The sequence below is a fragment of the Mycobacterium sp. SMC-21 genome (genome assembly GCF_045310825.1).
GTDB lineage: Bacteria > Actinomycetota > Actinomycetes > Mycobacteriales > Mycobacteriaceae > Mycobacterium.
Map to the genome: position 1 here is coordinate 1 of NZ_JBJIAO010000039.1, position 10905 is coordinate 10905.

12 protein-coding genes are annotated in these 10905 nt (G+C 66.2%); 10 read left to right on the top strand and 2 right to left on the bottom strand.

Translation table 11 applies throughout. From position 1 onward, the window contains the following. Positions 1-388: 388 nt before the first annotated feature. The 6 genes from ACJH6H_RS24930 to ACJH6H_RS24955 all read left to right on the top strand — a co-directional run bounded on the left by ACJH6H_RS24930 (position 389) and on the right by ACJH6H_RS24955 (position 4511). A complete protein-coding gene (locus ACJH6H_RS24930) occupies positions 389-916 on the top strand; it encodes a hypothetical protein (RefSeq protein WP_244872674.1) in 528 nt (175 codons plus the stop codon). 23 nt (positions 917-939) lie between these two features. Continuing rightward, entirely contained in the window at positions 940-1638 is a 699-nt protein-coding gene (locus ACJH6H_RS24935) for a sensor domain-containing protein (RefSeq protein ID WP_244872673.1), read from the top strand. A 63-nt stretch (positions 1639-1701) separates the two neighbouring features. Beyond that, positions 1702-2142 (top strand): SRPBCC family protein, encoded by a 441-nt coding sequence (locus ACJH6H_RS24940; protein WP_133426512.1) that lies wholly within the window; start codon positions 1702-1704, stop codon positions 2140-2142. 47 nt (positions 2143-2189) lie between these two features. Continuing rightward, positions 2190-3269 (top strand): CaiB/BaiF CoA-transferase family protein, encoded by a 1080-nt coding sequence (locus tag ACJH6H_RS24945; protein WP_318986794.1) that lies wholly within the window; start codon positions 2190-2192, stop codon positions 3267-3269. A 66-nt stretch (positions 3270-3335) separates the two neighbouring features. After that, complete coding sequence (locus ACJH6H_RS24950) at positions 3336-3773, top strand: SRPBCC family protein (RefSeq protein ID WP_318986793.1); 438 nt, start codon at positions 3336-3338, stop codon at positions 3771-3773. A gap of 27 nt (positions 3774-3800) precedes the next feature. Then, positions 3801-4511 carry a GntR family transcriptional regulator gene (locus tag ACJH6H_RS24955; protein WP_406776040.1) on the top strand — a complete coding sequence of 237 codons (711 nt, stop codon included), beginning with the start codon at positions 3801-3803 and terminating at the stop codon, positions 4509-4511. A 48-nt stretch (positions 4512-4559) separates the two neighbouring features. On the opposite strand, the gene ACJH6H_RS24960 is transcribed toward ACJH6H_RS24955, so the two are convergent. Together ACJH6H_RS24960 and ACJH6H_RS24965 are read right to left on the bottom strand one after the other, a co-directional pair. After that, on the bottom strand, positions 4560-5720 hold the full coding sequence (locus tag ACJH6H_RS24960) for a pyridoxal phosphate-dependent aminotransferase (RefSeq protein ID WP_406776061.1): 1161 nt from the start codon (positions 5718-5720) through the stop codon (positions 4560-4562). Positions 5721-5731: 11 nt separating this feature from the next. Further along, positions 5732-6232 (bottom strand): DUF2834 domain-containing protein, encoded by a 501-nt coding sequence (locus ACJH6H_RS24965; protein ID WP_267324671.1) that lies wholly within the window; start codon positions 6230-6232, stop codon positions 5732-5734. A gap of 70 nt (positions 6233-6302) precedes the next feature. Here ACJH6H_RS24965 and ACJH6H_RS24970 point away from each other — a divergent pair, with 70 nt between their 5' ends. The 4 genes from ACJH6H_RS24970 to ACJH6H_RS24985 all read left to right on the top strand — a co-directional run bounded on the left by ACJH6H_RS24970 (position 6303) and on the right by ACJH6H_RS24985 (position 10896). Next, the gene (locus ACJH6H_RS24970; RefSeq protein WP_073697788.1) at positions 6303-6887 is read left to right on the top strand and encodes a TetR/AcrR family transcriptional regulator; all 585 of its coding nucleotides are present in this window, start codon (positions 6303-6305) and stop codon (positions 6885-6887) included. A 60-nt stretch (positions 6888-6947) separates the two neighbouring features. Then, positions 6948-8498 carry an NAD(P)/FAD-dependent oxidoreductase gene (locus tag ACJH6H_RS24975; protein WP_071286735.1) on the top strand — a complete coding sequence of 517 codons (1551 nt, stop codon included), beginning with the start codon at positions 6948-6950 and terminating at the stop codon, positions 8496-8498. 65 nt (positions 8499-8563) lie between these two features. Continuing rightward, positions 8564-9265, top strand: a complete 702-nt coding sequence (locus ACJH6H_RS24980) for a GntR family transcriptional regulator (protein WP_071286734.1) — start codon at positions 8564-8566, stop codon at positions 9263-9265. Positions 9266-9348: 83 nt separating this feature from the next. Then, complete coding sequence (locus ACJH6H_RS24985) at positions 9349-10896, top strand: NCS1 family nucleobase:cation symporter-1 (RefSeq protein WP_406776041.1); 1548 nt, start codon at positions 9349-9351, stop codon at positions 10894-10896. Positions 10897-10905: the final 9 nt, after the last annotated feature.

Below are 10905 nucleotides of genomic sequence, written 5' to 3' on the forward strand. Positions count from 1 at the left end.
TCATCTTCGAGAGACCTCGACCCCTATCCCGGCAACGACGCGCCGATGACCTCTACACCCTCAACTGCGAAGAGCCGGTTAACGGACTGCAAAAACTTGCCCTTGCGTTATCAACCAGTGGGCAACACCGGAATATGCGTGTATTGCTGGAGTCATTTGTCGTGGTAGCCGGCTATTGAATGCCCAGTTCGGCGAGTGTGATCTGGGTCATTGGTCCAGTAGTGAAATACAACCGACGGAGATTGGAAATCGCCGGTTTGTCTTGTGTTAACCAACTGGCCATGTACACGCCTGACCGTGAGAGGGTCGAACGCCGAGCGTCCGTCATTGCCGGGTGACTCATGTCCGGTGGACGCGGCAATCGCACCGAATGACTTGGAGGAAAACGGTGAAGTCTTCACGCACCTGGGTACGTCTGGTTGTCGCATCTGCTGCCGTCTTCGGCGCAGGGGCGATGTACCTGCCCACCGCTGCGGCCGACGATGAAGCCGGGCCGGTCGGCCCGATCGATGCCGGCGCCGGGGTGCAGTCGACGGGCGTGACGTCGTCGAACGCCGACCCGGCCGCGGTCGCCGCGTGCTCGCAGTTCGCGACCGCGCTCGACAGTGCGGCCTCGGGCTACGAGGGCTTCGCCGACAGCCTCGACGCCAACGACCCCTACGTCCACCAGAGCAATGTGGCCGGCCGGACCACTCTGCGGCAGTCCTCGGCGGTCGCGATGGATGCCGCGAACACCCCGGGCCTGAACCCGGCAATCGCCGACCCCATGCGGTCCTGGTCGTACGGCGCCGCCAAGCTGCTCGTGAAGATGGGCATCGGCATGACGGGCGGCAGCCTCGACGACACGGCAACCCAGGTCAACACCAACGCCGAGGCCGTCCAGCGCGAGTGCGCCGCGGCCGGTACCCACGCCTGAGCGCGCCGGTATATAAGGAATACGTGAAGCGACACGCCTTCGGCGTCGCCGTGCTGTGCCTGGCGCTGGCCGCCTGCGGTGGCAAGACCGGTACGCCGACACCCGCGACCCCGTCCGTCGTTGCCGAGTCCAGCATGGACAGCCTGCTGCTGACGCCGGACGAGATGAACAAGACGATGGGCACGACCGGGATGGTGGGCCGTCCGCCGAAAGACGGGATGGACGACCACCGCAACCTGCTGCCGAACCTGAACTGCCTCGGCGTCTGGCAGATCGACGAGTCCGTCATCTACTCCAAGGACGGCAAGGATCTCAAGAGCGGCCAGGACTGGAAGGCCGTGCGGCAGCAGACGTTGCAGGTCCCTGACAGTGACCAATGGGACTACCTGGCAGCGCAGTCGGTCGTCTACTACCCGACATCCGACGCGGCCCGAAACTTCTTCAACCTGTCGGCCGCGCGGTGGGCCAAGTGCACCAACCACCATGTCAACATCCGGCTCAACGACAAGCCGTTGCCGAAGTGGCTGTCGGGCGACCTGGAGCGCACCGACACCAAACTGGCGATGCCCATCACGCGTGGCACCGGGCCCGAAACCCGTTGGTGCCAACACGTTCTCCAGCGCGTCGAGAACCTGATCATCGATGTCGAAGCATGCACGCCCAAGGCGCCGGTGACGGCGGCCGCCGACATCGCCACGAAGATCCAGTCGAACATCCACTGACGGTCGTCCCGCTGGTTGCACCATCTGGTCACGGCGCGTGGTCCCGTGGTCTATGGTCGCGCCATGGCAGTCAGCGCGTCGCACGAAGTGACCATCGAGGCAACCCCTGAAGAGATCATGGATGTCATCGCAGATCTTGCGCAGACACCCGTGTGGTCGCCGCAGTACACCAAGGCCGAGGTCCTGGACACCTACGAGAACGGCCGGCCGAAGCAGGCCAAGATGACCATCAAGGCCGCCGGCATGGCCGACGACCAGATCCTCGAATACACCTGGACCGACCTGACGGGCAGCTGGGTGCTGATCAGGTCGTCGTCGCTGAAGAAGCAGGAAGCCAAGTACACGCTGACCCCGGCCGGCAACAAGACCAAGGTGAAGTTCGAGATCACCGTCGACCCGGTGGTGCCGATCCCCGGCTTCCTGCTCAAGCGCAGTGTCAGCGGTGGTGCCGAGACCGCCACCGAGGGGCTGAAAAAGTTCATGGCCAAGAACAAGAAGGGCTGACGCACACCGGGATTCAGCCGCGTCAACCCATGGGCTAACGTCGCGGGATGACGAATGCGGGGCCACTGGCCGGAGTCAAGGTGATCGAACTCGGCGGAATCGGCCCCGGGCCGCACACCGCCATGATGCTGGCGGACCTCGGCGCCGACGTGGTTCGGGTGCGTCGTCCCGGCGGGCTGACGATGCCCGCCGAGAACGTCGACCTGCTGCACCGCGGCAAGCGAATCGTCGACCTGGACGTCAAGTCCGACCCGGCAGCGCTGCTCGCGCTGGCCGCGAAAGCCGATGTGCTGCTTGACTGTTTCCGTCCCGGCACCTGCGAGCGCCTCGGCATCGGGCCGGCCGAGTGCGAGGCCGTCAACCCGCGGCTGATCTTCGCCCGGATCACCGGCTGGGGCCAGGACGGGCCGCTCGCCCAGACCGCGGGCCATGACATCAACTACCTGTCGCAGACCGGTGCGCTGTCGGCCATCGGCTACCGCGACCGGCCGCCGGTGGCGCCGCTGAACCTGGTCGCCGACTTCGGCGGCGGGTCGATGCTGACGCTCATCGGCATCGTCACCGCGCTGTACGAACGCGAACAGTCCGGCCGCGGCCAGGTGGTCGACGCGGCGATGGTCGACGGTGTCAGCATGCTCGCCCAGATGATGTGGACCATGAAGTCCACCGGCGTGATGAAGGACCAGCGCGAGTCGTTCCTCCTGGACGGCGGCGCCCCGTATTACCGCGTCTACGAGACCTCCGACGGCGGCTACATGGCGGTCGGCTCGATCGAACCGCAGTTCTTCGCTCAGCTACTTGTGGGCCTTGGCCTGGATCCTGCCGAGGTGCCCAACCAGTTCGACCTCGCGCGCTACGACGAGATGCGCGACATCTTTGCTGCCCGGTTCGCGAGCCGGACCCGTGCCGAGTGGACCGAGACGTTCGCCGGCACCGACGCCTGCGTCACTCCCGTGCTCACCTGGACCGAGGCCGCCGCGGGCGAACACCTCCGGGCCAGGTCGACGATCGTCACCGTCGACGGCGTCGACCAGGCGTCGCCCGCACCGCGCTTCTCACGGACCCCGTCGGGCCCCGTCGGCGCTCCGCCGCAGCAGACCACGCCGATCGAAGAAGTCGGTTGGTAGCGGGTTTTGAAAGTTAGCTGACGCATTCTCTACCCGAGGCCGGTAGAGAGGACTAAATTTGCCCTTATGGCAGTTATGGCGTCCCGAGAGCTGGTGATCGACGCCTCGCCCGAAGCCATCATGGATGCGCTGGCCGACATGGACGAGGCGTCGCAATGGCGCAGCTTGCACCGGGAATTACAGGTAGTGGATCGGTATCCCGACGGTCGTCCGCACCATGTCAAAGCGACCGTGAAGATCATGGGCATCACCGACAAGGAGCTCTTGGAGTACCACTGGGGTGATGACTGGATGGTGTGGGATGCGGCCGACACCTTCCAACAGCGTGGGCAACATGCCGAGTACAAACTGACTCGCGAGGGCGACCGGACCCGGGTGCGATTCGACATCATCGTGGACCTCGTCGCCCCCATTCCCGAGTTCCTGTTGCGCCGAGCCCGCAAACTGGTGCTCGATGCTGCGGTCGACCGGCTGCGGGCCCGGGTGACTCGTCTCTACGGCTAGTCCACACTCTGTCGATAGGGAGTTCGTATGACCGACCGCCCACCTTCTCCGCTGTTGGAGAAGCTGGTGGTGGTGCGGAACGGTGGGCCGCAGCAGACGGTGGTGACCGAGCTGCGCCGGGTGATCCTGCGCGGTGATGCGCCGCCCGGAACCCCGGTGCCGCTGACCGAGGTCGCCGAACTGTTCGGCGTGAGCCACATTCCCGTCCGCGAGGCACTCAAGACGCTCATCAGCGAGGGCTTGGTGACGCACCGGCCCAACTCCGGATACACCGTCGCCCGGATGACGAAGCAGGAACTGCACGAGATGTACCTCGTGCGCGCGGCGCTGGAGGGCGCGGCGCTCACGATCGCCGCGGAAAAGGCCACCGACTACGAGCGGGCCGTCGCGATCGAAGCCAATGAGCGGATGGCGCAGGCGATTCGGGACTCCGACGGTGCGGCGTTCCAGCGGGAGAGCCGTAATTTCCACATGGCGCTGGTGCGCCCGTCCGGCATGCATCGACTGCTGCACATCCTCGAAATGTCCTGGAACATGATCGAACCCGTGCAGGCCATGATGCACGTGACGCCGGACGACCGGGCCAAGCTCAACGGCGATCACGAGGAGATGCTCGAGGCCTTCCTGGCGCGGGATACCGAGCGGCTCAGTGCAATCGCGCAGCGCCACAACGACAGCGTCGACGTCGCGATCGGGACGCTGCCCACCGACACCGGGCTGCTCACGCAGGATTCCTAGGGATTTGTGCACGATTTTCCGCGGTGGGCGCGGAAAATCGTGCACAAATCACAGGGTGCGGAGCCGGCTGATCGCCTCGTCGAGGGTGTCGTCGCGCTTGCAGAAGGCGAACCGCACCAGGTGGTTCCAGCCGGCCGAGTCGGGGGAGTTCGGATCCAGGAACGCGGACATCGGGATGGCGGCGACGCCGACCCGCTCGGGCAGCCCGGCGCAGAACGCGGTGCTGTCGTCATATCCGAGCGGGCGGGGATCGGCGCACAGGAAGTAGGTGCCGAAGCTGTCGTGTACATCGAAGCCGATGTCGGTGAGGGCGCCGGCCAACCGGTCCCGCTTGCCGCGGTAGGACTTTCGCAGCGCCGCGACCCAGGCGTCCTCGTGGTCCAGCGCGTGGGCGACGGCCGGCTGGAACGGCGCGCCGCCGACGTACGTCAGGTACTGCTTGGCGGCGCGCACCCCGGCGATCAGGTCGGCCGGCCCACAGGCCCAGCCGATTTTCCAGCCGGTGCAGTTGAACATCTTCGCGGCGCTGGAGATGGTGACGGTGCGTTCGGCCATGCCGGGGTAACCGGCGAGCGGCCGGTGCTGGTGACCGTCGAACGTCAGCTGCTCGTAGACCTCGTCGGTGATGACCAGGAGGTCGTGCCCGACGGCGAGGGTGGCGATGGCCGTCAGCTCGTCGTGGCTGGCGACCATGCCGGTCGGGTTGTGCGGCGAGTTGAGGATCAGCGCACGGGTGGCCGGCGTGATCGCGGCACGGAGCCGGTCGATGTCGATGGCGAAACCGTGGTTGTCGGGTGCCAATGGGACGACGACGCGCCGGCAGCCGGCCATGGCGATCACCGGGGAGTAGGAGTCGTAGAACGGCGCGATGATCAGCACGTCACTGCCCGGCTCGACCAGCCCGATGACGGCCGCGGCGATGGCCTCGGTGCCGCCGACGGTGACGAGCACCTCGGTGTCCGGGTCGTAGTCGATGCCGTAGTGCCGCGTGCGCTGGGCCGCGATGGCCTGGCGCAGCGCGGGGATGCCCGGGCCGGGCGGGTACTGGTTCACGCCGTCCGCGATGGCCTGCTGCGCCACCGCCAGCATCGGTGCCGGGCCGTCCTCGTCGGGAAAGCCCTGGCCGAGGTTGACGGCGCCGACCCGTGCGGCCAGCGCCGACATCTCGGCGAAGATGGTGGAGGCGTAGGGCCGCAGGCGGGCGACCATCCCCGGTGGCGTCACCCCTGGATTGTCGCAGAACTCCTGCCGTGGTCGACGGCGCGCTCGTGCCGCTGCTGCCGCGCGACGACGGCGAAGTAGAACGCCAGCGCGAAGGCGCAGCTGGTGAACAGGCTGCTGACGAAGAACAGCCACGGGTGCCGGATGCCGCGTCGCAGCCCGTCGGCGATGCTGAACAGCGGCAGCAGGATGACGTTGATGATGGTGTAGTCCTGGCCGGCCGACGACGCCGCGGGGTTGACGAACATCAGGCGGATGTAGTCCGACCAGCTGCCCGGCCCGGTGATCGGGTTGCCGCCCGGCGGTTGGTAATCCATGACGAACTTGGTGTTGAAGTAGTAGCCCAGCGCTATCGAGGCGATGCCGATCACGTAGTACGCCGACTCGAGTGCCGAGAATGCGGGTCCGTCGGCCGGCTTGCGGAAGACGGCCGGATTGAGCTTGACGATGAACGCGATGGTGATCAGTCCAAGGAGCGCGTGGACGATGAGCGAGACCATGTCAGCGGAGTCTGCTCGCCGACGAATGTTTTGTCAATCATGACAAAACGTTCTGCGGTACCGTACTGGGATGCCCCGGCCGCCCCAGACTGTTCGAAGTGAGCGCACGCGTGAGGCGTTGCAACAGGCGGCGTTGGTCCGCTTTCTGGCACAGGGTGTCGAGGGCACAACGGCCGAGGAGATCGCCGCGGATGCCGGGGTTTCGCTGCGCACGTTCTACCGGCATTTCACGTCCAAGCACGAGCTGCTGTTCGCCGACTATGACGCCGGCCTGCACTGGTTTCGCACCGCGCTGGCCGGACGTCCGGCAGACGAACCGGTGCTGGCGGCGGTGCAGGCCGCGATCTTCGCCTTCCCGTACGACTTTGGCGCCGTCACCAAGATCGCCGCGTTGCGCGAACAGGAACTCGACGCCGACCGGATCGTCAGCCACATCCGGCAGGTGGAGGCTGATTTCGCCGAAGCCATCGCCGAACACCTGGCGCGGTGTGGCAGGTCCGATGACCGGCTGCGCATCGCGGTGAGCTCGCGGACCATCGCTGCCGCGGTGTTCGGCGCGATGGAGGTGTGGATGTCGGGCGCGGAACGGTCACTGGCTGATCTGGCGCGCATGTGCCACCAGGCACTCGACCAGCTGGCGGCCGGGCCGGTCTGACCATCGCCGACAAGTTTTGTCATTGTTGCCAAAACTTTGTACGAGTGCGACTCTGCGGACATGGCGCAATTCGACGCGATCGTGGTGGGAGCGGGGCACAACGGGCTGGCTTCGGCGGTGATGCTGCAGAAGGCGGGCCTGCGCACGCTGTGTCTGGAAGCCAAGCTCTACTCCGGCGGCATGGCCTCCACCGTCGAACTGTTCGACGGGTTCAAGTTCGAGATCGCCGGGTCCGAGCAGTTCCCGACGGCGCTCAAGGTGAGTCAGGAGCTGGGCCTCGACGAGGTGCCGAGCGTCGAGCAGGAAGTCATGTCGGTCAACATGCGGGGGATCGGCGACGAGCCGTTGCTCTTCTACTCGGACCCCATGAAGCTGCTCACCCACATGAACGAGGTGCACGGCGCCGAAGCCGTCAACGGCATGGCCGGGCTGATGGCCTGGAGCATGGCGCCGGCGCGGGCCCTCGGCCGGTTCGATGCCGGGCTGCCGCCCAAGACCTACGACGAGATGTATGCCTGCGCCACAAACGAATTCGAGCGGTCGGCCATCACCGACATGCTCTTCGGCTCGGTGACCGACGTCCTCGACCGCTACCTGCCGGACAAGGACAAGCACGGCGCCATCCGCGGCATGCTGTCGGTGCTGGCGTGCAACTCCACCTACCGCGGCCCCGCCACCCCGGGCAGCGCCGCCGCGCTGGCCTTCGGCCTCGCCGTCCCGACCGATGGGGCGTCGTTGATGCGAAAGCTCAAGGGCGGCATCGGCGCACTGGGCAAGCACCTCGAGGACACTTTCGTCGCTCATGGCGGTGAGGTCCGGTTGCGCAGTGCGGTCGCGGCCATCACGGTCGCCGACGGCCGGGTCACCGGCGTACGCCTGGACGACGGCACCGAAATCGCTGCACCCGTGGTGGTTTCGTCACTCGCACCGTCATTGACCGTGGACCGGCTGCTCGGCGCCGCCGTGCCCGACGACGTCCGGTCCCGCTACACCCGCGTCGACCACCGCGGCAGCTACCTGCAGATGCACTTCGCGCTCGACGGCACCCCGGAGTTCGCCGAACCCTACGAAATCCTGAACAACCCCGAATTACAGGGAACCATCGGTCTTTTCAGTACGCCCGAGGAATTGCAGCAGCAGTGGGAGGACAGCCGCCGGGGCATCGTGCCGGCCGATCCGTCCATCGCCTGGCAGATTCCGTCGGTGCTGGATCCCGAGCTGGCACCGCCCGGCAAGCACGCGTCGTCGGCGTTCGCGCTGTGGTTCCCGGTCGAAGGCGGCGGTGACTATGGCTCGATGAAACGCGAGATGGGACAACGCGTCATCGACAAGATCACCCGCGTGGCACCCAACTTCGAGAAGCTCATCCTGCGGCACACGACGTTCACGCCGCGGCACATGGACCGGATGTTCGGTGCTCCCGGCGGCGACTACTGCCACGGCCTGATCCACCCCGAGCAGATGGGGCCCAACCGGCCCGGCCCGCGCGGGTATCTCGACCAGGAGCTGCCGGTCGAAGGCGTCTACCTGGGCGGCGCCGGCTGCCACGGCGGCCCGGCCGTCAACTTCATCCCGGGCTACAACGCCGCCCACGCCGTGCTTAACACGTGATTCGCTAACCAGGCCGAAACGTCACCGAAACCGGTTCGGCAACAACGCCGACCTAGTGTGCGGATATGCGGCCCCACCGGCGTTCCGTCCTGCTCGGACAGCTGGTGGCGGATCGGGCCGCGCCGTCACAGCAAGGGGTGCTCAATGAACTGCGCCGTGCTGTCCTCGACGGCGGCGTGCCGCCCGGTACGCCGATCCCCTTGGCCGACGTGGCGGACGTGTTCGGCGTCAGCCAGATTCCGGTACGGGAGGCGCTGAAGACGCTCATCGGGGAGGGGCTGGTGGAGCACCGGCTCAACTTCGGTTACACCGTGGCCCTGCTGACGCCGCAGGAGCTCCGCGAAATGTACATCGTGCGTGAGGCTTTGGAGTCGGCGTCGCTGGGCGTCGCCGTGGCCAACGCCACCGATGCCGACCGCGCGGCCGCGGTCGCGGTCAATGTCAGGCTGCAGCAGGCGATTCGCGACGATGACGCGGGCGCTTACCACCGGCAGAGCCGGGAACTGCATGCCGCGCTCACCCGACCGTCGCGCATGTATCGGCTGCTGCACATGCTGGAGGCGGCGTGGAATGTCACCGAACCCGTGCAGTCGATGCTGCATGTCAGCCGTGACGACCGGGCGGACCTGCATGCGGATCATTGCGCGATGGTCGACGCGTTCGTCGCCGGTGACGCCGAGCGCCTGATCGCCGTCGCGGAAAACCATGCCGTCCGGCTCAACGCGGTGATCGCCAAACTGCCCACGGACACCGGGCTGCTGGCGTAGCGGCGAACATATATCTTTTCCGCAATTGCGGCATATCTCAGGGGAAACAGCAGGGAAACGTTGCTTTTTTAGCGTTTTCGAGCATGACTGACACCCTCGTTCCCAAGGACCTGACCCCACCGGGCGCGGTGATCGGCGCAGGTGACATCGTCGAGGCCGCCGGCCACCCCGTCGGCGGCGGCGTCATCAAACCGGATTACGACCCCAGACTGACCAATGAGGACCTGGCCCCGCTGGGCAAGCAGAGCTGGGGCTCGTACAACATCTTCGCGTTCTGGATGTCCGACGTGCACAGCGTCGGTGGCTATGTGACCGCGGGCAGCCTGTTCGCCCTCGGCCTGGCCAGTTGGCAGGTGCTTGTGGCACTGCTGATCGGCATCACCCTCGTCTACTTCCTGTGCAACCTGGTCGCCAAGCCCAGCCAGGTTGCCGGCGTGCCGTATCCGGTGATCTGTCGTACCGCATTCGGTGTGCTGGGGGCGAACATCCCGGCCGTCATCCGTGGACTGATCGCGGTGGCCTGGTACGGCATCCAGACCTACCTGGCGTCGGCCGCCCTGGATGTCGTGCTGCTCAAGCTGTTTCCGGGACTGGCCCCGTACGCCGACCTCGCCACCCACGGCTTCCTCGGTCTGCCGGTGCTGGGCTGGGCCAGCTTCCTGCTGCTGTGGGTGTTGCAGGCCTGCGTCTTCTGGCGCGGTATGGAGGCGATCCGCAGGTTCATCGACTTCTGCGGACCCGCCGTCTACGTCGTCATGTTCGTCCTGTGCGGTTACCTCATCTACAAAGCCGGCTGGGGCGCAATCGATCTCAACCTCGGCGAGGTCAAGTACACCGGCCTGGATTCGATTCCGGTGATGCTCGGCGCCATCGCGCTGGTGGTGTCCTACTTCTCCGGTCCGATGCTGAACTTCGGCGACTTCTCCCGCTACGGCAAGTCGTTCGCCGCGGTCAAGAAGGGCAACTTCCTCGGGCTGCCGGTCAACTTCCTGGTGTTCTCCGTGCTGGTGGTGGTCACCGCATCGCTGACGCTGCCGGTGTTCGGCGAACTGCTCACCGACCCCGTGCAGACCGTGGCCCGCATCGACAGCACCTTCGCAATAGTGCTGGGCGCGTTGACCTTCACCATCGCCACCATCGGCATCAACATCGTCGCCAACTTCATCAGCCCGGCGTTCGACTTCTCCAACGTCAGCCCGCAGCGCATCAGCTGGCGCGCCGGCGGCATGATCGCCGCGGTGGGCTCGGTTCTGATCACGCCGTGGAACCTCTACAACAACCCGGAGGTGATCCACTACACGCTGGAGACCCTGGGCGCCTTCATCGGACCGCTGTTCGGTGTGCTGCTCGCCGACTTCTACCTGGTGCGTAAGCAGAAGGTGGTCATCGACGACCTGTTCACCATGGCCGAGTCCGGAAAGTACTGGTACACCAAGGGCTACAACAAGGTCGCGGTCATCGCGACCGTGGCCGGCGCGGTGCTCGCGGCACTGCCGGTACTACTGGCGGGCAGTGTGTACGGCATGCACACCGCGGCCCAGTACAGCTGGTTCATCGGCTGTGGCGTCGCACTCGGTATCTACCGGTTACTGGCCGTCCGCGACCGGTTCGTCGCCGAGTCGGTGGCGTGACCGCACGGG

Coding starts and splice junctions, on each gene's coding strand:
- ACJH6H_RS24940 (WP_133426512.1), top strand. CDS start 1,702: ATGGCAGTCAGCGCGTCGCACGAAGTGACCATCGAGGCAACCCCTGAA.
- ACJH6H_RS24945 (WP_318986794.1), top strand. CDS start 2,190: ATGACGAATGCGGGGCCACTGGCCGGAGTCAAGGTGATCGAACTCGGC.
- ACJH6H_RS24950 (WP_318986793.1), top strand. CDS start 3,336: ATGGCAGTTATGGCGTCCCGAGAGCTGGTGATCGACGCCTCGCCCGAA.
- ACJH6H_RS24955 (WP_406776040.1), top strand. CDS start 3,801: ATGACCGACCGCCCACCTTCTCCGCTGTTGGAGAAGCTGGTGGTGGTG.
- ACJH6H_RS24960 (WP_406776061.1), bottom strand. CDS start 5,720: ATGGTCGCCCGCCTGCGGCCCTACGCCTCCACCATCTTCGCCGAGATG.
- ACJH6H_RS24965 (WP_267324671.1), bottom strand. CDS start 6,232: ATGGTCTCGCTCATCGTCCACGCGCTCCTTGGACTGATCACCATCGCG.
- ACJH6H_RS24970 (WP_073697788.1), top strand. CDS start 6,303: ATGCCCCGGCCGCCCCAGACTGTTCGAAGTGAGCGCACGCGTGAGGCG.
- ACJH6H_RS24975 (WP_071286735.1), top strand. CDS start 6,948: ATGGCGCAATTCGACGCGATCGTGGTGGGAGCGGGGCACAACGGGCTG.
- ACJH6H_RS24980 (WP_071286734.1), top strand. CDS start 8,564: ATGCGGCCCCACCGGCGTTCCGTCCTGCTCGGACAGCTGGTGGCGGAT.
- ACJH6H_RS24985 (WP_406776041.1), top strand. CDS start 9,349: ATGACTGACACCCTCGTTCCCAAGGACCTGACCCCACCGGGCGCGGTG.